At 52.9% G+C, this 25222-nt stretch carries 26 protein-coding genes; 13 read left to right on the forward strand and 13 right to left on the reverse strand.

The features are described from left to right. The first annotated feature begins 31 nt into the window (after positions 1-31). Both minD and minE read left to right on the forward strand, forming a co-directional pair. Entirely contained in the window at positions 32-844 is an 813-nt protein-coding gene (gene minD / locus QMZ30_RS16735) for a septum site-determining protein MinD (protein WP_034828743.1), read from the forward strand. Positions 845-847: 3 nt separating this feature from the next. Next, positions 848-1117: a cell division topological specificity factor MinE gene (minE, locus tag QMZ30_RS16740; RefSeq protein ID WP_010616394.1), complete on the forward strand. Its 270-nt coding sequence runs from the start codon at positions 848-850 to the stop codon at positions 1115-1117. Between the two features lie 54 nt (positions 1118-1171). On the opposite strand, the gene rnd is transcribed toward minE, so the two are convergent. The 5 genes from rnd to yoaA all read right to left on the reverse strand — a co-directional run bounded on the left by rnd (position 1172) and on the right by yoaA (position 7593). Continuing rightward, positions 1172-2293 carry a ribonuclease D gene (rnd, locus tag QMZ30_RS16745; RefSeq protein ID WP_283228246.1) on the reverse strand — a complete coding sequence of 374 codons (1122 nt, stop codon included), beginning with the start codon at positions 2291-2293 and terminating at the stop codon, positions 1172-1174. A 98-nt stretch (positions 2294-2391) separates the two neighbouring features. Continuing rightward, on the reverse strand, positions 2392-4068 hold the full coding sequence (fadD, locus tag QMZ30_RS16750; RefSeq protein ID WP_283228336.1) for a long-chain-fatty-acid--CoA ligase FadD: 1677 nt from the start codon (positions 4066-4068) through the stop codon (positions 2392-2394). A 207-nt stretch (positions 4069-4275) separates the two neighbouring features. Next, positions 4276-4872 carry a Slp family lipoprotein gene (locus QMZ30_RS16755; RefSeq protein ID WP_058969559.1) on the reverse strand — a complete coding sequence of 199 codons (597 nt, stop codon included), beginning with the start codon at positions 4870-4872 and terminating at the stop codon, positions 4276-4278. A 59-nt stretch (positions 4873-4931) separates the two neighbouring features. Then, positions 4932-5630: a tRNA (adenosine(37)-N6)-threonylcarbamoyltransferase complex dimerization subunit type 1 TsaB gene (gene tsaB, locus QMZ30_RS16760; protein WP_283228247.1), complete on the reverse strand. Its 699-nt coding sequence runs from the start codon at positions 5628-5630 to the stop codon at positions 4932-4934. A 52-nt stretch (positions 5631-5682) separates the two neighbouring features. Further along, on the reverse strand, positions 5683-7593 hold the full coding sequence (gene yoaA / locus QMZ30_RS16765; RefSeq protein ID WP_283228248.1) for a DNA repair helicase YoaA: 1911 nt from the start codon (positions 7591-7593) through the stop codon (positions 5683-5685). Positions 7594-7716: 123 nt separating this feature from the next. On the opposite strand from yoaA, the gene QMZ30_RS16770 reads away from it, so the two are divergent. Further along, entirely contained in the window at positions 7717-8061 is a 345-nt protein-coding gene (locus QMZ30_RS16770; RefSeq protein WP_039335429.1) for a RidA family protein, read from the forward strand. A 12-nt stretch (positions 8062-8073) separates the two neighbouring features. On the opposite strand, the gene QMZ30_RS16775 is transcribed toward QMZ30_RS16770, so the two are convergent. Beyond that, positions 8074-8271: a YoaH family protein gene (locus tag QMZ30_RS16775; RefSeq protein WP_039335427.1), complete on the reverse strand. Its 198-nt coding sequence runs from the start codon at positions 8269-8271 to the stop codon at positions 8074-8076. A 110-nt stretch (positions 8272-8381) separates the two neighbouring features. Between QMZ30_RS16775 and pabB the strand changes: the two genes are divergently transcribed. The 4 genes from pabB to pdeD all read left to right on the forward strand — a co-directional run bounded on the left by pabB (position 8382) and on the right by pdeD (position 13647). Then, complete coding sequence (gene pabB, locus QMZ30_RS16780) at positions 8382-9740, forward strand: aminodeoxychorismate synthase component 1 (RefSeq protein ID WP_283228249.1); 1359 nt, start codon at positions 8382-8384, stop codon at positions 9738-9740. Beyond that, the gene (locus QMZ30_RS16785) at positions 9741-10310 is read left to right on the forward strand and encodes a CoA pyrophosphatase (protein WP_283228250.1); all 570 of its coding nucleotides are present in this window, start codon (positions 9741-9743) and stop codon (positions 10308-10310) included. A gap of 191 nt (positions 10311-10501) precedes the next feature. Continuing rightward, the gene (gene sdaA, locus QMZ30_RS16790) at positions 10502-11866 is read left to right on the forward strand and encodes an L-serine ammonia-lyase (RefSeq protein ID WP_283228251.1); all 1365 of its coding nucleotides are present in this window, start codon (positions 10502-10504) and stop codon (positions 11864-11866) included. A gap of 218 nt (positions 11867-12084) precedes the next feature. Continuing rightward, positions 12085-13647, forward strand: a complete 1563-nt coding sequence (gene pdeD / locus QMZ30_RS16795) for a cyclic di-3',5'-guanosine monophosphate phosphodiesterase PdeD (protein ID WP_283228252.1) — start codon at positions 12085-12087, stop codon at positions 13645-13647. Between the two features lie 259 nt (positions 13648-13906). Here the strand turns inward: pdeD and QMZ30_RS16800 are convergent, their stop codons facing one another. Continuing rightward, on the reverse strand, positions 13907-15475 hold the full coding sequence (locus QMZ30_RS16800; RefSeq protein WP_039335421.1) for a TerC family protein: 1569 nt from the start codon (positions 15473-15475) through the stop codon (positions 13907-13909). Between the two features lie 511 nt (positions 15476-15986). Here QMZ30_RS16800 and manX point away from each other — a divergent pair. The 4 genes from manX to QMZ30_RS16820 all read left to right on the forward strand — a co-directional run bounded on the left by manX (position 15987) and on the right by QMZ30_RS16820 (position 19224). Next, the gene (gene manX, locus QMZ30_RS16805; RefSeq protein WP_283228253.1) at positions 15987-16952 is read left to right on the forward strand and encodes a PTS mannose transporter subunit IIAB; all 966 of its coding nucleotides are present in this window, start codon (positions 15987-15989) and stop codon (positions 16950-16952) included. A gap of 57 nt (positions 16953-17009) precedes the next feature. Next, positions 17010-17810, forward strand: a complete 801-nt coding sequence (locus tag QMZ30_RS16810; protein WP_039335419.1) for a PTS mannose/fructose/sorbose transporter subunit IIC — start codon at positions 17010-17012, stop codon at positions 17808-17810. 14 nt (positions 17811-17824) lie between these two features. Next, positions 17825-18670 (forward strand): PTS mannose transporter subunit IID, encoded by an 846-nt coding sequence (locus tag QMZ30_RS16815; protein ID WP_039335418.1) that lies wholly within the window; start codon positions 17825-17827, stop codon positions 18668-18670. Positions 18671-18765: 95 nt separating this feature from the next. Beyond that, complete coding sequence (locus QMZ30_RS16820) at positions 18766-19224, forward strand: DUF986 family protein (protein WP_039335416.1); 459 nt, start codon at positions 18766-18768, stop codon at positions 19222-19224. On the opposite strand, the gene rlmA is transcribed toward QMZ30_RS16820, so the two are convergent. The 5 genes from rlmA to QMZ30_RS16845 all read right to left on the reverse strand — a co-directional run bounded on the left by rlmA (position 19221) and on the right by QMZ30_RS16845 (position 22361). Further along, positions 19221-20027 (reverse strand): 23S rRNA (guanine(745)-N(1))-methyltransferase, encoded by an 807-nt coding sequence (rlmA, locus tag QMZ30_RS16825; protein ID WP_283228254.1) that lies wholly within the window; start codon positions 20025-20027, stop codon positions 19221-19223. The genes QMZ30_RS16820 and rlmA overlap by 4 nt on opposite strands. Positions 20028-20164: 137 nt before the next feature. Continuing rightward, complete coding sequence (gene cspE / locus QMZ30_RS16830; protein ID WP_034828712.1) at positions 20165-20374, reverse strand: transcription antiterminator/RNA stability regulator CspE; 210 nt, start codon at positions 20372-20374, stop codon at positions 20165-20167. A gap of 83 nt (positions 20375-20457) precedes the next feature. Then, positions 20458-20532, reverse strand: a complete 75-nt coding sequence (locus QMZ30_RS16835; RefSeq protein ID WP_153011405.1) for a DUF2627 domain-containing protein — start codon at positions 20530-20532, stop codon at positions 20458-20460. 533 nt (positions 20533-21065) lie between these two features. After that, complete coding sequence (locus tag QMZ30_RS16840) at positions 21066-22070, reverse strand: MBL fold metallo-hydrolase (RefSeq protein ID WP_283228255.1); 1005 nt, start codon at positions 22068-22070, stop codon at positions 21066-21068. A 15-nt stretch (positions 22071-22085) separates the two neighbouring features. Next, positions 22086-22361, reverse strand: a complete 276-nt coding sequence (locus tag QMZ30_RS16845; RefSeq protein ID WP_283228256.1) for a YebO family protein — start codon at positions 22359-22361, stop codon at positions 22086-22088. A 218-nt stretch (positions 22362-22579) separates the two neighbouring features. Between QMZ30_RS16845 and QMZ30_RS16850 the strand changes: the two genes are divergently transcribed. After that, on the forward strand, positions 22580-22816 hold the full coding sequence (locus QMZ30_RS16850; RefSeq protein ID WP_039335515.1) for a YobH family protein: 237 nt from the start codon (positions 22580-22582) through the stop codon (positions 22814-22816). A 37-nt stretch (positions 22817-22853) separates the two neighbouring features. Here QMZ30_RS16850 and kdgR read toward each other — a convergent pair whose 3' ends face one another. Further along, positions 22854-23645 carry a DNA-binding transcriptional regulator KdgR gene (kdgR, locus tag QMZ30_RS16855; protein ID WP_039335410.1) on the reverse strand — a complete coding sequence of 264 codons (792 nt, stop codon included), beginning with the start codon at positions 23643-23645 and terminating at the stop codon, positions 22854-22856. Between the two features lie 194 nt (positions 23646-23839). On the opposite strand from kdgR, the gene QMZ30_RS16860 reads away from it, so the two are divergent. Continuing rightward, entirely contained in the window at positions 23840-25222 is a 1383-nt protein-coding gene (locus QMZ30_RS16860) for an MFS transporter (RefSeq protein ID WP_283228257.1), read from the forward strand.

A 25222-nucleotide genomic window follows, 5' to 3' on the forward strand; every position in this document is an offset into this window, starting at 1 on the left:
CCCTTTTCTTTCGTTAAGGAAATCAACATTTATGGCACGCATCATTGTAGTTACATCGGGTAAAGGGGGCGTTGGCAAGACCACGTCAAGCGCGGCCATCGCCACAGGGTTAGCGCAAAAGGGCAAAAAGACTGTTGTGATCGATTTTGATATCGGTCTGCGTAACCTTGACTTGATCATGGGCTGTGAACGCCGTGTGGTCTATGATTTCGTCAACGTCATTCAGGGTGACGCCACGCTGAACCAGGCGCTGATTCGAGATAAGCGCACTGAGCAGCTCTACATTCTGCCTGCTTCACAAACGCGCGACAAAGATGCACTGACCCGCGAAGGCGTGGAGAAAGTGCTGAACGACCTGGCCGCGATGGAGTTTGATTTCATCGTTTGCGATTCGCCAGCAGGTATCGAAACCGGTGCGCTGATGGCTCTGTACTTCGCCGACGAAGCAATCATTACTACCAACCCGGAAGTCTCTTCCGTACGTGACTCAGACCGTATTCTCGGCATTATTTCGTCCAAATCACGTCGTGCAGAAAACAGCCAGGACCCGGTGAAAGAGCACCTGCTGCTGACCCGTTACAACCCGGGCCGCGTAACCCGTGGCGACATGCTGAGCATGGAAGACGTGCTGGAAATTCTGCGTATTCCACTGGTCGGTGTGATCCCAGAAGATCAATCTGTGCTGCGTGCCTCTAACCAAGGTGAGCCAGTGATCCTCGACGCTAACTCTGACGCCGGTAAAGCTTACGCTGATACCGTAGATCGCCTGCTTGGCGAAGAACGCCCCTTCCGCTTTATTGAAGAAGAGAAGAAGGGTTTCCTGAAACGCCTGTTCGGGGGATAACCAATGGCATTACTTGATTTCTTTTTATCCCGTAAGAAGAACACAGCCAATATAGCCAAGGAAAGGCTGCAGATTATCGTGGCCGAGCGCAGAAGGGGCGACAGTGAGCCCCATTACCTGCCGCAGCTCAAGCGCGATATTTTGGAAGTGATCTGTAAGTACGTGAAAATAGACCCGGATATGGTGACCGTTCAGTTGGATCAGAAAGGGGACGATATCTCCATCCTGGAACTGAACGTCACGTTGCCGGAGACGGAAGACGTTCCTAAATGACAGCAGCAGGTTCCTGATTTTCCCCTGCGTCGTGCGCAGGGGAAAATGCAGCGCTTACAGCGCCTGCAGGATCTCGTCGATACGTGCCTGAAGTAACTCTCCTCGCCAGCCGGTCAGCAGTTCCGGTGTGCGGCAGCCACTCTTTAAGCCCCAATACACGCTCAGCACTTGGTTGATCTGACGACGCGAAGCCAGTAACTCCTGACTAAAACCGGTCTCTTCACTGACCTGCACCACCAAGGCTTTAATTGCCTTAAATGCCTGTTTGTAATGCGGATGGTCGATCAGATTAGGCAAAGGTGGCGGTAATGTTGCTTCATCCTGCACTTGTGCCTCAGCCACCAGAGCAACCATGGCTTTGCCATGAAAACGAATTTCGTGACCGTTAAGACCCAGATGATCCAGTTCGCCTAAACTTCCCGGCATAAAGCGAGCCACTTTCCATAGATTCTCTTCGCGCACCACAAAGTTTACTGCCATGTCTTTTTGACGGGCAATGGTCAAACGCCACGCGGCCAGGCGCTGTAACGCCGCCAGCTGACGCGGGCGCAGTTGCCATGCATTGGTGAAGTCGCGCCACGCATCTTCGGGTTTCAGCACATCCAGGCGACGCTGGCACAGGTTATCGCACTCACTCAGTGCCGCCGCCATATTGCCCGCAGCTTCAGTTTGCTCCACCAGTTGATGCGCAATTGGCAGTAAATACGCCACATCCGCCGCCGCATACGTACATTGACGCTCTGTCAGCGGACGCGCCAACCAGTCGGTTCGGGCTTCACTTTTATCCAGCTCGATTTGATTAAAGTGATTCACCATAGAGGCAAAACCCCATGACAGCGGTTGTCCGGCAAAGGCTGCCAGGATCTGGGTATCCACCATCGGGTCAGGCAGGCAGTTAAAACGGTGCAGGAACACTTCGAGGTCTTCGCCACCCGCATGCAGGAACTTGGACACCTGCTTGTTTTGCAACAGCGCGATAAACGGCGTCCAGTCGTTGATATTCAGTGGATCGATAAGAACCAGTTGTTCACCATCAAACAGTTGGATCAGGCCCAACTGTGGATAGTAAGTGCGGGTACGCACAAACTCAGTATCCAGCGCTACCGCATCATGCTTAAGCGCCTGTTCGCACACGGCCGCCAGCTGACTGTCTTGGTCGATCAAAGTGTAATTCACGTATTCATTCTCGCTGCGACACACTTCGCGCAGCGCTCCATGTTAAAAGCAATAAAAACGCCGGACTGAGCCGGCGTTAACCTAAGGAAAAAAGCAGATTACTGCCCTTCTCGCTTCGCCTCGTCCCGCAGTTCGCGGCGCAAAATTTTGCCCACGTTGGTCTTTGGCAGCTCGTCACGAAACTCGATAATCTTCGGCACTTTATAGCCAGTGAGCTGGCGACGGCAATGATCCAGCACCTCTTCTTTCGACAGCGAAGGATCCTTTTTGACGATGCACACTTTCACGGCTTCGCCTGAGAGATCGCTGGGTACCCCAATCGCCGCGGCTTCTCGGACTTTGGGATGCTGCATCAGGACATCTTCGATTTCGTTAGGATACACGTTAAAGCCCGACACCAGAATCATGTCTTTCTTACGGTCAACGATGCGAATGAAGCCTTCGCTATCAACGGTAACAACATCACCGGTATGCAGCCAGCCATTTTTTAGCACTTCTTCCGTCGCATCCGGCCGCTGCCAGTAGCCCACCATCACTTGTGGCCCACGAATACAGAGTTCACCGGGTTCACCGGGCGCCACATCGTTATCTTCATCATCAACAATGCGTACGTCCGTAGAAGGCACAGGCAGGCCGATACTGCCGGTGTGGCAGGTAATGTCATAAGGGTTAACAGAAACCAGCGGCGAACACTCCGTCAAGCCGTAGCCTTCCAGCAGATAATGCCCAGTGAGTTTTTCCCAACGCTCGGCCACCGCTTTCTGCACCGCCATGCCCCCGCCTGCAGACAACCGCAGCGTGGAGAAATCCAGCTTGTTGAAATTGTCATCATTCAGCAACGCATTAAACAGCGTATTCACACCGGTAATGGCCGTGAAGGGGAACTTACTCAGCTCTTTAACAAATCCCGGGATGTCGCGCGGGTTGGTGATCAACAGATTCGTCCCCCCCAGGTCAAGGAACAGCAAGCCGTTAACCGTCAGCGCAAAAATGTGGTAAAGCGGCAGCGCCGTTACCACATTTTCTTTACCCGCCCGTAGCAATTTGCCGTAAGTCGCTTTGGTTTGCTCCAGATTGGCCTGCATGTTGCCATGGGTGAGCATGGCCCCTTTCGCCACACCGGTGGTGCCACCGGTATATTGCAGGAAGGCCAAATCGTTATTGGTCACGGTTGGACGCTGGTAGCGCATCTGCGCACCCTGCTGCAATGCGTGACGGAACGGAACCGCCCCCGGCAGATGGTATTTTGGCACCAGCTTCTTAACGTATTTCACCACGAAGTTAACCAGCGTGGCTTTCACAGGGGCGAGTTGGTCGCCCATGCGCGTCAGCATCACGTGCTTGATCGGCGTCTCCGCGACCACTTTTTCCAGGGTATGGGCAAAGTTAGAGACAATCACAATGGCGCTGGCACCGCTGTCATTTAACTGATGTTTGAGTTCGCGCGGCGTATAAAGTGGATTAACGTTCACCACCACCATGCCGGCACGTAATACGCCGAACAGCGCCACCGGATACTGCAGCAGGTTCGGCATCATCAGTGCCACTCGATCGCCCTGTTTAAGCCCTAAACCTTGCTGTAGCCAGGCGGCAAAATCGCGGCTCTGCTTATCCAGCTGACGATAGGTCATCGGCTGGCCCATATTAATGAACGCCGTTTGATCGGCGTACTGCAATGCTGCGTGCTCGAAAAGCTCGACCAAAGAGGTATAACGGTCCGCATTAATTTCCGCAGGTACGTCTGCTGGATAGCGTTTGAGCCAAACCTTATTCAAAGAGTCACCCCGATATTCTTGTTGCGTAGCCATCGCCGCCTCTGCAATCAGTGTTGTTAACAATATTTTAACTGATTGTACCAGTTTGCCTGTTTCGGCATTTTCAGGTTGCGAAGCCCATCACTAAATTTCGCGCATCGGTTGCGCTGCCAATAAAAAAGCCCGGTCGCGAGCGCCGCGACCGGGCCGTTATCTAATAATAATGGGTTATTCGGTAAGGATAGTTTGCACCTGCGCTGGGCCGGTGTTCATGTTCATCCCCCAATAGGGATTAGGCCCCCAGTAACCCGGGTGACGACGCGTCGGACCATACCAAATCCATGGATCTATCGGTTGAGGCGGTGTCATCACTTGCTGTGTTAGGTGCCAACGTTGATAGCCACGCACATCCACTACCACAAAGTTATAACTGGCTTTGCCAATTTCACCTTTTTCAACGCCTTTGATATTTCCCAGCACCGTGACGTATTGATTGTTCAGGTCAACGGGATCGACAAATCCACGGATGTCGGCAAAGATCCGGCCAACAGAAGCAGCGCCCAGTTGAGGACGCGCGCTGTCATCCAGCGGCTGAGTGGCAATCTCCAGGCGGGTTAAACCGGTCAGATTCGTCACTTTTACCACTTTCCCACCAAAACGCGACTCCTGCCCGACATACAACTGTGGAGCATTCATCACGCGTAATAAATCTTGCTGTGGAAGCTGAGAACTCCCTTTAATGGAATCTGGCACCGAAACGCAACCGCTCAGCAGTAACGCGCAGGCTAACAGAGCGCCAGACATCCCTTTACGACTCATTGGCATAGCACTTCTCCTGTTATTTCTCAGTTAGACTGAGCGGTGACGGAATAGTTGCGTATCGCTTAGCGGCCAGGCAACTTTTTCCATGCCACTTCATTACGCAAATAAACCGGTTCCGCATGCTCTACCGCGACAGTTTCACCGCGCAGTAAGGCACATTGCGCCAGCGGCAACATGTCTTCCGCAGCAGGCAGTGTGATGTCGGTGGTGATTAACTTAGCCGCCGAGCCATTCAGCAGATGGGGATAAGCCTGCCAGCCCGTGCCGACTGTTGCCCATTCACCGCTCAACTGCGCGATGCGTGCCTCTGCCGCTTCGGGCTTGAGCACGGCTTCAGTTTCTGCACCCAGCCATTCACCATTTTCATCACGCTGATATTCTGCCCAGTACACTTCTCCCATGCGCGCATCAATAGCTGCCAGCACGCGCTTGGCGCCCGTCAAGCGCCATGCACCTTGCGCCATGGTGGCGAGTGAGGAGATGCCAATCATCGGCAAGTTCGCACCTAATGCCAGCCCTTGGGCAATACCAATGCCAATACGCACGCCGGTAAAACTGCCCGGACCGCGTCCGAACGCTAACGCGTCAAGCGCCGTCAGGTCCAGTTGCTGTAACTGCAACAACTCCTGCACCAGAGGTAATATGCGTTGGGTATGATCGCGCGGGGCGATTTCGAAACGGGCATCGATCTGCTGCTGGTTAAGCAACGCTGCAGAACAGGCTTCTGTCGCCGTGTCCAGGGCTAAAATTCGGGCGGACATAACAACCTCTGAGAGTCAAAATGGCGCGCATCTTAACATAGCCTGGCACAAATTACTGATTCTCTGCCCGACGAACAAATTCAATAGCGCGGAGGAGATCGCGGGTACGCGGCGTGGGTGGCAAGCTGTTGAGAAACAACCCGCCATAAGGACGAGAAACCAGACGCTGATCGCAAATCACCAAGACGCCGCGATCTTCGGTATCACGAATCAAACGGCCCACCCCCTGTTTCAGGGTGATCACCGCGTCCGGCAGTTGCACATCATTGAAGGGATCGCCGCCGCGCACACGGCAATCCTCCATGCGCGCTTTCAGCAGCGGATCCTCGGGTGAGGTGAACGGCAGCTTATCGATAATCACTAATGACAGCGCATCACCGCGTACATCGACGCCCTCCCAAAAACTGCTGGTCGCCACCAGCAGCGCATTCCCAGCGTCAAGGAATTGCTTCAGCAACTGCCCTTTGCTGGTTTCACCTTGCAGCAACACCGGCAAGGTCATGGAAGCGCGAAATTCTGCGGCCAGTTCTCGCATCATTTTGTGTGAGGTGCACAGGAAGAAACAGCGGCCTTTATTGGCATCGATCAAGGGTTTCATCATGCGCGCAAGCTGACGCGCACCGCCGGGCTGATTAGGTTCAGGCATATTACGCGGCACGCACAACAACGCCTGCTGTGCATAATCGAATGGGCTATCGAGGATCAGCGTTTTCGCTTTATCGACGCCAAGACGACTGGAGAAGTGGCTCATTTGCTCATTGACGGCGAGTGTAGCGGAGGTAAATACCCAGGCCGCTTTGCGGTTATCCATCACTTCACGAAAACGTTCCGCGACGGATAATGGGGTCAGTGCCAACGTGAAATGGCGACTGGTACACTCATACCAGTAACTGAACCCGGGTTCATCAATGGCACGCAGCCGTTTCAGACGTGTGCGATACAGCGCAGCGCGCTCAAAGGCCGCATCCAACAGCGCCGAGCGTCCTAAAGACAATTTGATGACGTCGTAACATAGCTCCAGCGCATCATCCAGCAGCGTAAACATACGCATGATGTTGTTATCGCTGAGCAGATCGCGCAGATTGCCACGAAAACCGGGTTCACCCAAGGTAAGACGAAAATCCTGAGCGCACTGTGCGAGGCGGTCAGCCGATTTCTGCAATTGCTGAACATCGCGCACTTCAGTGCGGTAGGCAATGATGATGTCTTTGGCGAGATCCTGAAGCTGGCGGCTGGAAAGCTGCTGGCCAAAATACTGGCTGGCGATGTCGGGTAACTGGTGGGCTTCATCGAAGATCATGACATCCGCCTCCGGTATCAACTCACCGAAACCGCCCTCTTTTACCACTAAATCGGCCAGGAACAGATGGTGGTTCACCACCACCACATCCGCGTCCATGGCCTTTTTACGGGCTTTCACCACGAAACAATCTTTATACAACGGGCAGTCGCTGCCGAGACAGTTATCGTTGGTGCTGGTGACAAAAGGCCAGATGGGGCTGTCTTCCGCCACGTCGGTGCAACTGCTGACATCGCCATCAACGGTTTGCGATGACCAACTGCGCACGTTGATCAGATCGCCCAGTGCCTGCACGGTAAGATCGCCACCCGTTTGATTTTGCTGCTCAAGGCGCTCAAGACATAAATAGTTAGAGCGCCCTTTCAGTAACGCGGTTTTGCCGCTGAATTTGAGTGCCCGCGCAATGGTGGGCAAGTCGCGGTTGTAGAGCTGATCCTGTAACGCTTTGGAGCCAGTAGAGACGATGACCTTTTTCTTAGCGCGCAATGCAGGTGCCAGATAGGCATAGGTTTTCCCGGTACCGGTGCCGGCTTCAACCACCAGCTCTCCGCCATTGCCCACCGCTTCCGTGACGGCCTGCGCCATTTCACGCTGTGCTGCTCGAGGTTTAAACCCCGGAATCGCCTGCGCTAGCGCGCCATCAGTTGCAAAATCGTCTGCCACACATCCTCACCGATTGCCCAAAAACACTGTAATTATGTCAGGATTCCCGTGAGGCGACCACAACAGATGACAGCGGCCCATGGGTTATGGCAGGCTAGCGCAGCGAATTTATAGGAGAACACCATGACCATTACGCGTATCGATCCCGAACATCGTATGTCCGAAGCCGTCGTACATAACGAAACCGTGTATTACACCAGCGTGCCAGAAAATCTGGATGAAGATGCGGAAGCGCAAACCGCCAATGCGCTGGCGGTGATTGACGCGATTCTGACTCGTGTCGGATCAGATAAGAGCAAAATCCTCGATGCCACCATCTTCCTGGTCGACAAAGCGGATTTCCCGGCGATGAATCGTGCATGGGATGCCTGGGTATCACCGGGTAATGCACCGGTACGCTGCACCGTGCAGGCGGGCCTGATGAACCCGAAATATAAAGTCGAAATCAAGATCATCGCCGCACTGTAATTTGTTCGGGCGTTACTCGTCGGCTTCTTCTTCTGACTCATCGTCTTCGAAAAGCGCCCGAATACCTTCACCTTGATAAGTTTGGCGGATCTCCTGCGCCACCTGCGCAATCGCCTGGCCACTCGCCATACCGCCTGCCATCAATTCCTGGATACGTTCAACCGCTTGTTGCTGCTGTTCATGAGATAAAGCCGGAAGACCTGTAAACATGATTCACTCCTGGTGCGAAAAGGGGCGCATTATTCCATGCGGAACAAACAGGTGCCAGCCACAAAAAAATATGCCAGGCTACGCACTTGCTTGCTGGATTAATTTGCCCGATGACCGTACACACGCTTAGCCTGAAGTATACCCCGGATACGTTATTGCACCGTTTTTCTGCCCTGGCCCATCGTCCATGGGCGATGTTGCTCACTTCCGGTCATGCCGAACATGCAGATAATCGCTTTGATATTCTGACCGCCGATCCGCGCGCTACCCTGACCACGCGTGGCGACATCACTGAGATCGACTGTGACGGTAAAGTGCTGCTCTCTGCCGACGACCCGCTGCAGCTGGTACAGCAGCAGTGTGATGAGCTGGGCATTAAGCCTGAAAGTCACCCCGAGCTGCCTTTCCAGGGCGGTGCACTGGGCCTGTTTGGCTATGATCTCGGACGACGCTTTGAGACGCTGCCACAACGTGCCGAGCAGGATCTCACTACGCCGGATATGGCTGTGGGCATTTATGACTGGGCACTGATTGCTGATCATCAACTGCGCACCCTAACCCTTATTTCACTGGTGAATGCCGAACAACGCTGGCGTTGGCTACAAGCGCAAGCCGTACCGCAGCCCAAAACCTTTGCACTGACCAGTGACTGGCAGTCAAACCTGACTTTTGAACAGTACGCGGATCGTTTTCAGGCGGTACAGGATTACATTCAGGCGGGTGACTGCTATCAGGTAAATCTGGCACAACGTTTTCAGGCGCGCTATCAGGGTGACGAATGGCAGGCCTTTCTGCGTTTGAATCGTGATAATCGCGCGCCATTCAGTGCGTTTATTCGTTTGCCAAAAAGCGTACTGATGAGCTTGTCGCCGGAACGTTTTCTCTCACTCCAGCAGCAAGAGATTGAAACCCGTCCGATTAAAGGCACGTTGCCGCGCCTTGCTGATCCTGACGCCGATCGGTTGCAAGCAGAGAAACTCGCCCATTCCGAGAAGGACCGTGCCGAAAACTTGATGATTGTTGATTTGCTGCGCAATGACATCGGCCGCGTCGCGGTGCCCGGCAGTGTCAGCGTGCCGGAGCTGTTTGTGGTGGAGCCTTTCCCCGCCGTTCACCACCTGGTCAGCACCATTCGCGCCCGATTACCGCAACATCTCACGGCGACGGACCTTCTGCGTGCCTGTTTCCCTGGTGGATCCATCACCGGCGCGCCGAAAATCCGTGCCATGGAGATCATTGAAGAGTTAGAGCCGCAGCGCCGTAATGCCTGGTGTGGCAGCATCGGTTACATTAGTTTATGCGGCCGTATGGATACCAGCATTACGATCCGCACGCTGATTGCCGAGAACCAGCAGCTTTATTGTGCTGCCGGTGGGGGGCTCGTGGCGGACAGCGATGTTGAACTGGAATATCAGGAGACCTTTCACAAGGTTAATCGCATCCTCCCCAGCCTGAGCGGCGAGGTCTAAATGAGTTTGACCCTGGAGCAGTTCCTGAACCGTTTTGTCATGCAACCTCCGATCACCGTGCCAAAAAGCGCGATCAGTGGGCGACGGGCGGCGGTGCTGGTCCCGGTGATCGATGGACCAGAACCCGGTTTGCTGCTGACGCGTCGTTCATCGCATTTACGTAAGCACGCAGGCCAGGTGGCCTTCCCGGGCGGCATGCAGGACGCCACCGATGATTCACTGGTTTTTACCGCACTGCGTGAAGCGGAAGAGGAAGTGGGCATACAGCCAAAACACGTCAGGGTCGTTGGCGTGTTGCCGCCGGTGACCAGCAGTACGGGCTTTGCCGTGACACCGGTGGTAGGTGTTATCCCCGCTGGATTGCCGCTGAACATCAATCCAGATGAAGTAGAAAGTACCTTTGCCATGCCCTTAGCCGAAGCGTTGCGCATCAGTCGTTACAGTGGCATGACGCTGCGTCGCGGACATCGCCAGCATCAGGTGTGGCTATCGTGGTATGAAGATTATTTTATCTGGGGCATGACCGCAGGTATTATCCGCGCCCTCGGCCAGCAAATCGCCCTCTCCTGATTTTCCCGTCTGGTTCACCTTACTCGACCAATTCGTTCTCTTTCACCACGGAGTAAATGGATAACTATTTCTGTGGTTTATAATTAGTTTATTTCATGCGAAAAGCTGTTCGTTGCGGCACGCAGGCGATTACTATTAGCCGCATAAACGGCTCTGGCCGTGCAAAATAAGATTTGTGAGGAGTGTCACCGGTGATTAGTGTTTTCGACATGTTCAAAGTGGGTATTGGCCCATCCAGTTCACATACTGTCGGTCCGATGAAAGCGGGCAAGCAGTTTGTTGATCTGTTGGTCGAACAAGGCAAACTGCAGGACGTCACGCGCGTTTCAGTCGACGTCTACGGCTCATTGTCGCTGACGGGCAAAGGTCACCATACCGATATCGCCATTATTATGGGGCTGGCCGGCTTCGAACCCGCTACGGTCGATATCGATAGCATTCCTGCCTTTATTAAAGACGTTGAACAGCGTGAACGGTTATTGCTGGCAAAAGGGACTCACGAAGTCGATTTCCCGCGCGAAGGGGGCATGGTGTTCCGCAGTGAAAATCTGTCGCTGCACGAAAACGGCATGACGGTGTTTGCCTTCGCGGGTGATTTGCTGATCCTTAGTAAAACCTACTATTCCATTGGCGGTGGCTTTATCGTCGATGAAGAGCATTTTGGCCAATCGGTACTGGATGAGGTTTCTGTGCCGTACGCATTTAACTCCGCCAAAGAGTTGCTCAGCCACTGTCGTGAAACCGGGTTGTCCCTTTCCGGCCTGGTGATGAAGAACGAGCTGGCCTTGCATACACGTGACGAAATCAACGATTACTTCGGCAATGTGTGGCAGACCATGCAAGCCTGTATCGATCGGGGTCTGAATACCGAAGGGGTATTGCCAGGCCCGTTGCGCGTGCCACGCCGTGCGGCATCACTGCGCCGTTTACTGGTCTCCTCGACTAAGCACTCCAACGATCCGATGAACGTTATCGACTGGATCAACATGTTTGCGCTGGCAGTGAATGAAGAGAACGCAGCAGGCGGACGCGTGGTGACCGCGCCGACGAATGGTGCCTGTGGCATTGTTCCGGCAGTGCTCGCCTACTACGATCACTTTATTGAGACGGTCACACCGGACATTTTCGTCCGTTACTTCCTCGCCTCAGGTGCGATTGGCGTGCTGTATAAAATGAATGCTTCCATTTCCGGTGCGGAAGTGGGCTGTCAGGGTGAAGTGGGCGTGGCCTGTTCAATGGCGGCGGCCGGTCTGGCCGAGTTGCTGGGTGCCAGTCCAGAACAGGTGTGCGTAGCCGCTGAAATTGGCATGGAACATAACCTGGGCCTGACCTGTGACCCGGTAGCGGGACAGGTGCAGGTGCCCTGCATTGAACGCAACGCCATTGCTTCAGTGAAGGCGATCAACGCTGCACGCATGGCGCTACGACGCACCAGCGAACCCCGCGTTTCCCTGGATAAGGTGATCGAGACCATGTATGAGACCGGCAAAGATATGAATGCAAAATATCGTGAGACTTCACGTGGTGGGCTGGCGATTAAGGTGCAGTGCGATTGACTGTTAACGATGAAAAAAGCGCCAATTGAACTTTTTTCTGCATCCTGCTCTACCTCAGAGTGAGTAAACCATATACATTGATTTGCGCGCGGCCCTTAGTGGCCGCGCTGTTTTTTAGTGCCGAATTATTTATTAGGGCACGCTAAACCTGGCCGCCTCTATGCCGATAACCTACACGTTAATTTGGCTTCAATCTTTGTTTTGCAAGGTGGTTACTGATGCTCATTCCCCAGCAATTTGTCGGTCAATTTCGCCGTAAGCGCCTGCTTATTGCGTTAGTGATCGCAGCGCTGGTTCTGATTCTTACGCTGACTTTTCGCTATATCGAAGAGAAGTCGCGTATTGAGCAGCAGTCATTAAATTTCGCCTCGCGCGCCATTGAGCGCTTTGACCGCATGTTCTCGCCACTTGATGTGTCAGCCAACAACACCCTTGGGTTGGTTGGCGTGCCCTGTGCGCAAGTGCGCTATCCGCTGATTGAGAAAATCTCGGCGTTGCAGACCGTTCGCACTATCCTGCTGGTGCAGGACGACAGCATTTACTGCTCCAGCATTTATGGCCCGCGCAATATTTCCTTTAGCCAGACTTATCCTGAGCTGGCGATTAATAACCAGCGCATGATGCTTACCACAGATAACTATCTGTTAAAGGGCTCTCCGGTGCTGCTGCTGTGGACGCCTAAATCGCTGGATAACCGCGATGGTCTGCTGCAGGTGATCAACGTTGAGTTGATGACCAACTATCTGTTGGAGCCGCAATTACCCTGGGTTGAACGTGCCATTTTCAATGTGGGCGGTCAGAGTCTGGAATACGGTAATCCACTGATTGAACACACGGTGCCATCGGAAGACGAAGTCGCCTACGATCAGGCCTCACTGCGTTATCCGTTTAGCATTACGTTGTATGGACCTTCTCCCGCCCGTCTGGCATTGAATACGCTTCCCTCACAGCTTCCTCTTGCCGTGCTGCTGAGTTTGCTCATCGGTTATATCGTCTGGCTGGCTACGGCTAATCGCATGAGCCTGAGCTGGCAGATCAGTTACGGCATCACAGCAAACGAATTTATGGTGTATTGCCAGCCGCTGATTAATGCAAAAAGTGGTGAATGCGATGGCATTGAACTGCTGTTGCGCTGGCATAACCCTCGTCAAGGCTGGATCGCGCCCGATGTGTTTATCCCCTTGGCTGAGCGTCAAAATCTGATTGCACCCTTGACCCGTTTTGTTCTGGCAAAAGTCGTGGATGAGTTGCCCAATTTGCCGCAGTGTCCTTCTTTCCATATCGCCATTAACGTTGCTGCCAGCCATTTCCGCGACCGCGCGATTGTAGAAGACTTACAGAGTATTTGGTGGCCGGCAAATCCTCTACCGAAACTGGTGGTGGAACTGACCGAACGCGATGCCTTACCGGTGATTGATCAGTCTGTGGTGTCACAACTGCATGAAATTGGCGTGCGTTTGGCGATTGACGATTTCGGTACCGGCCACAGTTCTCTTGCCTACCTTAAGGATCTGAAGCCAGACGTGCTGAAGATTGACAAGATTTTTACTGCAGCCATTGGCACCGATGCTATCAACGCTACGGTTACGGATATGGTGATTTCCCTGGCACAGCGTTTGAATATTGCGCTGGTCGCCGAGGGTGTTGAAACCGCTGAGCAGGCTCACTATTTGCGTGAACGCGGTGTCGACCATTTGCAGGGTTACTACTATGCCCGCCCGATGCCAATTGAGGATTTCCCGGTGTGGCTGGAACAGCATTTGGCGCATTTAAGTGCTTGAGCAAAGTTGCTGATTTTGTCTAGTCAGGTGCGTTCCAGCCAGTAAAGGGGATGTTCCGTAAAGTCGGCGTAAATACCTCCCTGTAGCCTCGACCGCCGCATCCTTGCGGCGGACGCTTTACTCCTCATTCCCCTTTACTGGCTTTATGAAGCAACATGCGCGTTGTCAATGAGAGTCAAAGGCCGAACATCTTTCATCCCCCCAAAATAAAAAAGGCCGTCTTTCGACGGCCTTACGTGTAGCGATATTATTTTAATCTCTACGCTTCATGTTCTTCATCATCATGCGGCTTGTCTTTGGTTACCCGCACCAGATCGATGCGGTAGTCTGTAGCCTCAATGATTTGGAAATGCAGCGGTGGCAAGTCAATGACTTCACCTGGCTGTGGCAGCTGGCCCTTCTGGGCGATCAGTAAACCGGCCAGGGAAGCATGGTCCTCTTCCGGGTTCACCAGCTCATGATAATCCAGCAACTGCTGCAGCGAGTGCAGGTCGGTTCCGCCTTTCACTAACCAGCCATCACCATCGGCAATCACGTCTGGGGTTTCATCTTCATCCGGGAATTCACCGGCAATCGCTTCCAGTACGTCCAGCGGGGTGATCAAACCTTGCACCACACCAAACTCGTTAGTGACGATGACAAAGCTACCTTTCGCGCGGCGCAAGACGCCCAACAGGTTGATCGGGTCCAGCGTTTCAGGCACCACGATTGCCGGCGTATTGGCGGCAAAGGTCGCAACATCCATACCGTGCTCCAGCGCCACGAGCAGCTCTTTCGCGCGCACCACACCGATGATTTCATCCAACTCACCCCGACATACCGGGAACAGGCTGTGTGGTGTATCCAGCAACTGAATACGAATCTCATCCAGTGGACGCGAAACGTCGACCCACGAAATGTTGCCGCGCGGCGTCATGATGCTGCGTATAGAGCGCTGAGAAAGCGTCAACACACCGTTAATCATGTAACGCTCTTCGTCTTTAAATGCTTCCTGCGGCATCGCTTGCGTCAAAGCGGCTTCTTCGGTGGTGACCGGCTGATGACTCTGGCGGCGGCCACCCATCAGACGGAGAATGGCTTCGGCGGTACGCTCGCGCATCGGGCGATGTTCCTGATGGCGAATAAAGTTACGGCGCGCAATCTGGTTGAACAACTCAATGACGATAGAGAAGCCAATCGCGGCGTACAGATAGCCTTTCGGAATGTGGAAGCCGAAGCCTTCTGCCACCAGTGACAAACCAATCATCAACAGGAAGCTCAGACACAATACCACCACCGTTGGGTGCTCATTCACAAAACGCGTCAACGGTTTAGAGGCCAACAGCATCACACCCATGGCGATCACTACGGCGGTCATCATCACCGGCAGATGGTTCACCATACCCACGGCGGTAATCACCGCATCGAGTGAGAACACGGCGTCCAACACCACGATCTGAATCACCACGGCCCAGAAGCTGGCATACCCTTTATTGCCCTGATGGTCCATGCCCCGGCTTTCCAGCCGCTCATGCAGTTCCATGGTTCCTTTGAATAACAGGAACAAACCACCGAACAACAGAATTAAATCTCGCCCGGAAAAACTGAAATCGCCTACGCTGAATAGGGGCCGTGTCAATGTCACGATCCACGAAATCAAGGACAGTAAGCCCAGTCGCATCACTAATGCGAGGGAAAGGCCTATCAGACGCGCTTTATCGCGCTGCTTCGGCGGCAATTTATCCGCCAGGATAGCGATAAAGACCAGGTTATCGATACCGAGAACGATCTCGAGCACGATTAGCGTCAGTAAACCCGCCCAAATTGAGGGGTCGAAGAGAATTTCCATCAATGACTCCTTACAACACAAATGGGCGAACGAAACTGAGCCTGCGCCAGAGGGCGAGACGGAAGATCGTTAGCAATTGAGGTCACGCTGAAGAGCGTTGAAGCATGCGCCAGAAAGCGCTGAGAACAAGTTGAGCGACGTCGGTGACGGTCCATAAAGGTGAGCTGAAGCCCGGTACTCCTGAATATTAAACAGATCGCTAATGTATCAGTTACATCAACCACGTCAAAAAATTTTATTACATTTACAAACAATTGCGCTAACGCATGAATCACGCAGTTAAATGCAATTTTGCAGGGTTACGCTCGAAATAGCTGACAAACATCACATAAATTATTTTTTCGCACACTAAAATAAATCGCGACCTTATCGCTGTGCAGCGGACAGTTTCGGATTATTTATTGATGCGTTTCTTCATCTTAGACCAAAACGATCCACCTGAAACAACAACGGTAATTCTCAATGATTCCCGGCGAAGCCAGAGAATCTCTCATGCGAACGGAGGTAGCAAGTGACCATTGCTATTGTAATTGGTACACATGGCTGGGCGGCAGAACAGCTGCTTAAAACAGCAGAAATGTTGTTGGGTGAGCAGGAAAATGTCGGATGGATTGATTTCGTGCCCGGCGAAAATGCAGAAACGCTAATTGAAAAGTATCAGGCGCGACTGGCCGATCTCGACACGTCCAAGGGCGTGCTGTTCCTGGTCGATACCTGGGGTGGCAGTCCTTTCAACGCGGCCAGCCGCATTGTGGTGGACAAGCCGGGTTACGATGTCATCGCCGGGGTGAACATCCCGATGCTGGTTGAAACCCTGATGGGGCGTGATGACAACCCATCACTGGAGGAACTGATTCACATTGCGGTGGAAGCCGGTCGGGAAGGCGTAAAAGCCTTGAAGACCGAAACCCCTGCCCAAGCCGCACCAGCCCCTGTCGCGGCAAAAGCCCCTGCCCAACCGCAAAAACCACTCGGCCCAGATGAGCATATGAAGATCGGGCTTGCCCGTATTGATGACCGTCTGATTCACGGCCAGGTGGCCACTCGCTGGACCAAAGAGACCAACGTCACACGCATCATTGTCGTCAGCGATGAAGTCGCCAACGACACCGTGCGTAAGACATTGTTGACCCAAGTGGCACCGCCGGGCGTCACCGCGCACGTTGTGGGCATCGATAAGATGATTCGCGTGTGGAACAACCCGAAATATGGCCGCGATCGCGTGATGCTGCTGTTCACCAATCCTACCGATGTAGAACGGATCGTTGAACAAGGCGTTGATATCAAGTCGGTTAATATTGGTGGTATGGCATTCAAGCAGGGTAAAACCCAGGTCAACAATGCGGTTTCCGTCGATGAGAAAGATATCGTTGCCTTCCGCAAGCTGAATGAACGTGGCATCGAACTGGAAGTGCGTAAAGTCTCGAACGACCCGAGGCTGAAAATGATGGACCTGATCGCGAAGGTCAATCAGTAGTTCGCTTTTGCCTGCGCTGGCGGGCGAATACTTGAGACCTTGCTGAGGAGAAAAGCAATGGAAATAACCACGCTACAAATCATCCTGATATTTATTGTGGCTTGTATTGCCGGGATGGGTTCAATTCTTGATGAGTTCCAGTTCCACCGTCCACTGGTGGCTTGTACCCTGATCGGTGCAGTCCTGGGTGACATGAAAACCGGTATCATCATCGGTGGTACCCTTGAAATGATCGCACTGGGCTGGATGAACATCGGTGCAGCGGTTGCACCCGATGCGGCTCTGGCGTCCATCATCTCTACCATTCTGGTTATTGCCGGTGGACAGAGCGTCGGTGCCGGTATTGCCCTGGCCATCCCACTGGCTGCTGCCGGTCAGGTTCTGACCATTATCGTGCGTACCATTACCGTCGCCTTCCAGCACGCTGCCGATAAGGCCGCGGAGAAAGGTAACCTGAGCGCCATCAGCTGGATCCACGTTTCAGCCCTGGTGTTGCAGGCGATGCGTATCGCCATCCCTGCGTTGATTGTCGCGATTTCAGTCGGCACCAGCGTGGTACAGGAACTGCTGAACTCTATTCCTGAAGTCGTCACCAATGGTCTGAATATCGCCGGTGGTATGATCGTCGTCGTGGGTTATGCGATGGTCATCAACATGATGCGTGCAGGCTACCTGATGCCGTTCTTCTATCTGGGTTTTGTTACCGCGGCCTTCACCAACTTCAACCTGGTTGCACTGGGCGTGATTGGCGTGGTTATGGCGATTCTCTATATCCAGCTGGCGCCAAAATATAATCGCACAGCGGGCGCTGCTGCGGCCGGTCCTGCGCACAACGACCTCGACAACGAACTCGACTAGGAACAGGTGAAATCATGGTTGATACAACTAACACTGAAAAGAAACTCACCCCGAGCGACGTCCGTGGTGTGTTCATCCGCTCTAACCTGTTTCAGGGTTCCTGGAACTTTGAACGTATGCAGGCGCTGGGTTTCTGCTTCTCAATGGTACCGGTGATCCGTCGCCTTTACCCTGAGAACAATGATGACCGTAAACAGGCAATCAAACGTCACCTGGAGTTCTTCAATACCCACCCTTACGTGGCGGCACCGGTATTGGGTGTCACCATGGCGATGGAAGAACAGCGTGCTAACGGTGCCGCTATTGATGATGCCGCGATTAACGGTATCAAAGTCGGTCTGATGGGGCCGCTGGCGGGTGTGGGTGACCCAATCTTCTGGGGTACCGTGCGTCCGGTATTCGCCGCGCTGGGTGCCGGTATCGCGATGAGCGGTAGCCTGTTGGGTCCGCTGCTGTTCTTCATTCTGTTTAACGCTGTGCGTATGCTGACGCGTTACTACGGTGTGGCTTATGGCTATCGCAAAGGTGTGGATATCGTTAGCGATATGGGCGGCGGTTTCCTGCAGAAACTCACGGAGGGTGCGTCGATTCTCGGCCTGTTTGTTATGGGGGCCTTGGTCAACAAGTGGACACATGTGAACGTGCCGCTTGTGGTGTCGCGCATTACCGATCACACCGGCAAAACCACCGTCACCACCGTACAGTCGATTCTCGATCAGTTGATGCCGGGGTTAATTCCGCTGCTGCTGACCTTCGGCTGCATGTGGTTACTGCGCCGCAAAGTTAACGCACTGTGGATTATCGTCGGCTTCTTTGCCTTGGGTATCTTCGGTTACTGGATCGGCTTGCTCGGTCTGTAAACATGCTGCCGGGAGTTAACGCTCCCGGCTGTTTTCCAGCGGCGTTACCTGAGCGTCAACGTTGAGGTAAATTCGGTTGAGGAAGAAATATTTTTATGTCACTGACTGACGCGCTGATCGCCCTGCTTATCTTCGCTTTCGCTCTGTTTGCCATCTATGATGATGCGATTCTACCGCGTCGTCATGGCCCCACTAAATTGCGTGTCGCGTTGCGCCGCCGCCATAAAATCGACAGTGGGATCTTTATCGTTTTACTGTTGATTCTTCTCTGGAATAACGTCAGCAATCACGGACCACAGCTCACAACTACGCTGCTGATGGTGCTGTGTTTCATGGCCATCTGGCTGTTCTGGCTGCGCACGCCAAAACTGTTGATGAAAAATGAAGGGTTATTTTTCGGCAGCGTGTGGATTGATTATCGCCGTATTCAGAGTATGAACTTGTCGGAAGACGGCATTTTGGTGATGCAACTGGAGCAGCGTCGTTTACTGATTGCTGTGAAACAGCTCGACGACCTGGAGCGCATTTACAATACGCTGGTTGAAGCGCGTTAAACGCGCTGCCAGAGTGTCAGAACAAAATCGGCGTCGCAGTTGAAGCTGTCAGCTGCCGCCAGTTCTTGCCATACCGCTTCGCGCGCACGCCACGCAAACGGCGTCATCTGCAGTAAGCTCACCGCCTCGGCACCGCTTAAGGTCATTTCATATCGCAGATTGTGTTGGTCAACCTGAGTAAAGCCCTCATAGGGCTTCTCTTCCGCGGCGTGCAATTGTACTTCTCTGTAGATCAGCGCCTTAAACTGCTGCAAGTGATGCGGTCCTGGCGTGACAGCCAGCAAATACCCCCCCACTTTCACCACACGACTCAACTCCGCTTCGTTGCATGGGGCATAAATGCGCACGATGCCGTCTAGTGATGCATCTGCAAAGGGTAAGCGCTGGCTGGAGGCCACACAAAACTTCACCTGACGATAACGCCTGGCGGCCATGCGAATCGCGGCTTTGGCGACATCCAGACCAAATAGCTGCGCCTGTGGCAATGCCTCGGCCATAGCGGCAGTGTAATAGCCTTCGCCACAGCCAATATCCAGTACCTGTGTCGTTTGTCCGCTCAGATGTTGCGCCAGAGTCTGCGCAACGGCATCGCGTAACGGCTGATAGTGTCCTGCATCGAGAAACGCCCGACGCGCCAACAGCATTTCGGCGCTATCACCCGGTTCACGCGAGCCTTTATGCTGAACCGGCAGCAGATTGACATACCCTTCTTTCGCCTGATCGAATTGATGGCCAGCACCACAGCGAAAACTGTTCGCCTGCTGCTGCAAGGATTGATGACAAAGGGGGCAAATCAAAGACATAGATAACTCCGGGTTAGCGATTCGCGCGCAGTTTACCCTGATCATCTGGCAACAGAAAGGATAAAGAAAAGCCCCGGTCAGAGACCGGGGCTTTAAATTCGTGTCAGTGGCGCATGGCACCAAGTCTGAGAACGAAATCAGATAGCAGTAACGTTTACTGCAGCTGGACCTTTCTGGCCATCCTGAATTTCGAACTCAACAGCCTGGCCTTCAGCCAGAGTTTTGAAGCCGTTACCCTGGATTGCAGAGAAGTGTACGAACACATCTTTGCTGCCGTCAGCAGGAGTAATGAAACCAAAACCTTTAGACTCGTTGAACCACTTAACCTGACCTTTAATCTTTGCCATTTTTGCAAATTCCTTTGATTGTTTATATTGCCCGAAGGCAGTCTTACAGATAAACCAGAGACATTACTGAATGAGGCACTAATTTAAGGTTCGGCAAGGAAGCAGTATTCAACGTCAACGTCTTTACTCGTAACTTCTTTACTGAAGATGCCATACATAAACAGAACTGTACCTCGTTTGACCCACGAGTCGTTATCACATATTCGCAAATTAATGGCAAGCCATTTTTAAACGGTGATCGACACAACGCACATAATTGGCTGAAAAGCCGCACAGCAGACTAGTTTTCATATTGACAGCTTCACATCCATCTGAGCAAAAAAGGGTTATGCTTCAGGGTGGTTAGCGCCAGTAGCGACATTAGTCAAGCGGAGCGGGTTAACTAAAACCAGCACAATTAAAGCGGATTACTTTACGCAGAAAATATTGCACTAATATGGCATGAATAAAATATTCCGGCAAAAAGTTCGCACTTAATGCAACAATCGTGCATTGCGCAAAACTTGTACAGCAGCCGGTATTAGGTACAACTCATAAATAGTTTTGCACCAAAATCAGGAAAATAAACTGAGGATTGCCCCAAATATATGCATAACGAATTTGGCGGTTATCTTAATTTTAACTATCCAGACAACAAATAAATGTTAAAAAAATGCACCGCATTGCTTGATTTAACAAAATGCGCTTAGGATTAATCCGAATCGATATTTTGCAGAGTGCGGCTCTCACCTATTCTCCACGGCGCGAAGCGCCTTTTATCTTCGCCTGCAGCATCCATTGCCTGTGCCAGCGCCACTGGGGGTTCATCTAACGGATCATCTGCCAGTTCAAACACGCCCCAGTGAATAGGCAGCGTCAGTGGGCGGCCAATAGCTTGCCACAATGCTACCGCCTGATCGGGATCCATGTGCTGTCCCCGCATGAACCATTTTGGTGCATAGGCGCCAATCGGCAAAGCCGCAAGATTGAACGGGCCCAAACGCTTACCAATTTCCAGCAAGTTATCGCTGTAACCACTATCACCCGAAAACCAAAAATTCAGATTCTGGTTATGCACCACCCAACCACACCAGAGAGATCGGTTACGGTCCCAGAAGGTGCGCATACTCCAGTGCCGGGCTGGTACTGCGGTAAATGTTAGTCCTGCAACGTCCCTGGACTGCCACCAATCAAGTTCGCTGATATTGCGCACCCCACGTTTGCGACACCATACCCCCATGCCCAGTGGCACCAAAAATTGTGCAGCAGGAAAACGACGTGCAATACGTTTGATAGTCGGGCGATCCAAATGGTCATAGTGATTATGGGAAATCAGGACGAAATCGAGATGCGGCAACTGCGCGATACTGAGTGGCGCAGGGGTTTTACGCTGCGGTCCAGCAAACGGCAGGGGTGACGCGCGTGATGAGAGTGCCGGGTCAATCAGGATGTAACGTTGATTAAGGCGCAGCAGCAATGCTGCATGGCCCAGCCACCAGATGCGGTCGTCATCACCACTTAAATCCGTGGTCTGGCACCAGCGATCAATAAAGGCGGGATATCCGGCTTGCGGCGGGCGTGGCAGGTTGTCGGCCTTTCGCTCGCGTCGCCAGCGTTGCAAATCCCCTGGTTGGCGCAACTCCTCTTCCGGGTTGCGGAAGCCTTCTGGCGTGTGATGTGCCAGCGATGCGTCATACCAGGGGTTTTGCCAGGCCATTACTGCTCCGTGTGTTTAACGTTCTGGAATCATGCGGATGAAGTCGCGCTGCTCTATGGCATCTTCTTCTTCCTGCTGTTTTGCTGTGGCAGGCTGAGCATCCGCGAGGCGGCGCAGCAGCGCATTTTGTTTTTTCTGCTCTTCTAACAGCGCTTCCAGTAAACGGATCTGTTCACTGGCACGTACGCTGGCCCGGTTGACGAAGAACCAGGCGATAAAGGCCACAACAATAATGATGGCCAGTACGCCATAGCTCAACAGCGGACTGGTATTTGCGGCTAACTCGTTCATAACTGCCTCTATTGTCAAACATAAAACACTTACACCGCCGCTGATTCTACTCGTTGTGTGCGGAAAAGATAATGGTTGCCGGCGGAAAGCAGATTATCCCGCATCTGTGTAGCTTTCAGTTATCTCTGATCGATTTCGTCGGAAGGACGCGGCATGCTGCTACTATAGAAATGGCAGCGACTTCAGGATAGCTGCGTTGTTTATCACAAGGAGATAAAATGAAACTTTTCATTCGAGCAATTATCGTGGTGGGCGTGATTTGGCTGGCCATGTTGTTTACCGGTTATGGCGTACTAACAGGCAGCAATAAAAATGCGGCCGGTCTGGGTTTGCAGTGTAGCTATCTGACAGCGAGAGGTGTGATCACCGCGCAATATTTGCATACGGACAGTGGCATTGTGGGTGTGACAGATTGCCCATTGCTGAAGAAAAGCGGTGAAGTGGTAGACAATTAATCACGAAAACGGGCTGGAAACAGCCCGTTAATCTGTATCAGAAAGGATACTGGTGATACCCCATTTGATCAGAAATATTACGTGCCGCACGGTGCAGCATCGCGACATACTCCGCTTTACCCTCTTCCGAGAAACGAATCGTCGGGAACGAGATACTCAGCCCAGCAATCACCACACCAAAGCGGTCGAATACCGGTACCGCGATGCAGCGTAAACCTTCCTCCTGCTCCTCATTATCCTCACCGAAGCCCTGTACCTTGACCTGATCCAGCACATCCAGCAGAGCATCCGCCGAGACGATGGTATTGGCGGTACTACGGCGAAATTCCACCTCACTCAGAATCTCTTGCACTTCGTTGCGATCGCGCCAAGCCAGCAGCACTTTACCAATCGCGGTGGTGTGCAATGGATTTCGCCGACCAATGCGCGAATACATGCGCAGGTTATACAGCGAATCGATCTTGTGAATGTAGACAATACTGTCTTCTTCCAACGCACCGAGGTGGATGGTTTCTTTGGTCAGGCGCGATAACTCACGCATCTCCACATCTGCACTGCGGATCAAATCCACGTTTTGCAGGGCTTTCGCCCCCAGCTCGAACAGTTTGAGCGTCAGCGAGTATTTTTCGCTTTCGCCTTCCTGCGCCACATAACCCAGCGATTTCATGGTTTGCAGAAAGCGATATACCGTGCTTTTCGACATCATTACACGCTGCGACAATTCGGTGATGCCGTGGTCGCGATCTTCTCCGAGCGCCTGCAGTATGCCGAATACTTTCATCACGGATGAAACGGAATCTGGCTGTTTATCGTTATCGCTGCTCGCCATTGCGCGTATCCTTTTTTGACGGTGTTTCAAAAAAAACGGAACAGAAACGCCAGTATATGCGTTTCAGCCCAGCGGGGGCAACGAATCGCACGGCAAGACACATTCCTTCGTAATTTTTTGTCAATGAATTCGGTGCTTTCCATCACATAATTGATTAGCATGATGATATTCACTGACTTCACTTATTCCTTTTTATGTCCCCTACACTTACTCAGGATGGATTGCCCGTTCCGCAGCGCTATGGTGCCATTATCACTATCGCATTGGGCATCATGATGGCCGTGTTAGACGGCGCTATCGCCAATGTGGCGCTGCCCACCATTGCACGTGAGCTGAATGCCAGCCCCGCGGAATCAATCTGGATTGTTAACGCCTACCAAATCGCCATTGTGATTTCATTGCTGTCACTCTCTTTCCTGGGCGACATGCTGGGTTACCGACGTGTTTATCAGGTGGGTCTGGCGCTGTTTATCGCGACCTCTTTATTCTGCGCCCTCTCCTCTTCACTGAATATGCTGACAGTGGCGCGTATCCTGCAGGGATTTGGTGGTGCGGCGCTGATGAGCGTGAATACGGCGCTGATTCGCATTATTTATCCACAGCGTTTCCTTGGACGTGGCATGGCAATTAACTCGCTGATCGTGGCAGTATCGAGTGCCGCCGGGCCGACCGTTGCCGCAGCAATCCTTTCTATCGCCAGCTGGAAGTGGCTTTTCCTGATTAACATCCCGATTGGTATTCTGGCGCTGTGGCTGGCGTTGCGCTTCCTGCCGGATAACACTCAGAAAGCCACCCAACAGAAATTTGATGTGCCTAGTGCGATCATGAACGCCCTGTTCTTCGGCTTGTTGATCTCAGCATTAAGTGGCTTTGCACAGGGCCAGAATCGCGGATTAATTCTGGGCGAGGTGGTGGCACTGGTGGTGGTTGGCGTGGTGTTTATTCGCCGTCAACTCTCCATGACCGTGCCGTTACTGCCCGTGGACCTGCTGCGCATCCCGATTTTTGCCATGTCGATGTGCACGTCGGTTTGCTCCTTCTGTGCGCAGATGCTGGCGATGGTGTCTCTGCCCTTTTTCATGCAGAACGTGTTGGGCCGTGATGAAGTGGCGACAGGACTGCTACTCACGCCATGGCCGCTGGCAACCAGCGTGATGGCACCGATTGCAGGCCGGCTGATTGGACGTGTTCACGCGGGTTTACTCGGCGGATTAGGGCTGGCGATCTTTGCCTCCGGTTTATTCCTGCTGGCACTCTTACCGTCACAGCCAACGAATGCGGATATTGTCTGGCGCATGATTTTATGCGGTGCCGGTTTTGGCTTATTCCAGTCTCCCAATAACCACACCATTGTCTCTTCCGCGCCGCGTAACCGAAGCGGCGGAGCCAGCGGTATGCTCGGTACTGCACGCTTAGTCGGTCAAAGCATGGGGGCAGCCCTGGTCGCCTTAATGCTGAACCTCTTCAACGATGGCGGCACCCACGCATCGTTAGTGTTGGCAGGTATCTTTGCCAGCGTTGCTGCTGTGGTCAGCATGGCGCGCATGTCACAATCGCGTGCCGTGACCGACGCTTAA

The sequence above is a fragment of the Pantoea sp. EA-12 genome, assembly GCF_030053355.1.
In the GTDB taxonomy this organism is placed as follows: Bacteria; Pseudomonadota; Gammaproteobacteria; order Enterobacterales; family Enterobacteriaceae; genus Pantoea; species Pantoea vagans_C.

Bases quoted from the DNA above. Each gene is read 5' to 3' on its own strand.
- minD (WP_034828743.1), top strand. From the start codon at position 32: ATGGCACGCATCATTGTAGTTACATCGGGTAAAGGGGGCGTTGGCAAG.
- minE (WP_010616394.1), top strand. From the start codon at position 848: ATGGCATTACTTGATTTCTTTTTATCCCGTAAGAAGAACACAGCCAAT.
- QMZ30_RS16755 (WP_058969559.1), bottom strand. From the start codon at position 4,872: ATGCCAATGAGTCGTAAAGGGATGTCTGGCGCTCTGTTAGCCTGCGCG.
- tsaB (WP_283228247.1), bottom strand. From the start codon at position 5,630: ATGTCCGCCCGAATTTTAGCCCTGGACACGGCGACAGAAGCCTGTTCT.
- QMZ30_RS16770 (WP_039335429.1), top strand. From the start codon at position 7,717: ATGACCATTACGCGTATCGATCCCGAACATCGTATGTCCGAAGCCGTC.
- QMZ30_RS16775 (WP_039335427.1), bottom strand. From the start codon at position 8,271: ATGTTTACAGGTCTTCCGGCTTTATCTCATGAACAGCAGCAACAAGCG.
- pabB (WP_283228249.1), top strand. From the start codon at position 8,382: ATGACCGTACACACGCTTAGCCTGAAGTATACCCCGGATACGTTATTG.
- QMZ30_RS16785 (WP_283228250.1), top strand. From the start codon at position 9,741: ATGAGTTTGACCCTGGAGCAGTTCCTGAACCGTTTTGTCATGCAACCT.
- pdeD (WP_283228252.1), top strand. From the start codon at position 12,085: ATGCTCATTCCCCAGCAATTTGTCGGTCAATTTCGCCGTAAGCGCCTG.
- QMZ30_RS16800 (WP_039335421.1), bottom strand. From the start codon at position 15,475: ATGGAAATTCTCTTCGACCCCTCAATTTGGGCGGGTTTACTGACGCTA.
- QMZ30_RS16810 (WP_039335419.1), top strand. From the start codon at position 17,010: ATGGAAATAACCACGCTACAAATCATCCTGATATTTATTGTGGCTTGT.
- QMZ30_RS16815 (WP_039335418.1), top strand. From the start codon at position 17,825: ATGGTTGATACAACTAACACTGAAAAGAAACTCACCCCGAGCGACGTC.
- QMZ30_RS16820 (WP_039335416.1), top strand. From the start codon at position 18,766: ATGTCACTGACTGACGCGCTGATCGCCCTGCTTATCTTCGCTTTCGCT.
- rlmA (WP_283228254.1), bottom strand. From the start codon at position 20,027: ATGTCTTTGATTTGCCCCCTTTGTCATCAATCCTTGCAGCAGCAGGCG.
- cspE (WP_034828712.1), bottom strand. From the start codon at position 20,374: ATGGCAAAGATTAAAGGTCAGGTTAAGTGGTTCAACGAGTCTAAAGGT.
- QMZ30_RS16840 (WP_283228255.1), bottom strand. From the start codon at position 22,070: ATGGCCTGGCAAAACCCCTGGTATGACGCATCGCTGGCACATCACACG.
- QMZ30_RS16845 (WP_283228256.1), bottom strand. From the start codon at position 22,361: ATGAACGAGTTAGCCGCAAATACCAGTCCGCTGTTGAGCTATGGCGTA.
- QMZ30_RS16850 (WP_039335515.1), top strand. From the start codon at position 22,580: ATGAAACTTTTCATTCGAGCAATTATCGTGGTGGGCGTGATTTGGCTG.
- kdgR (WP_039335410.1), bottom strand. From the start codon at position 23,645: ATGGCGAGCAGCGATAACGATAAACAGCCAGATTCCGTTTCATCCGTG.
- QMZ30_RS16860 (WP_283228257.1), top strand. From the start codon at position 23,840: ATGTCCCCTACACTTACTCAGGATGGATTGCCCGTTCCGCAGCGCTAT.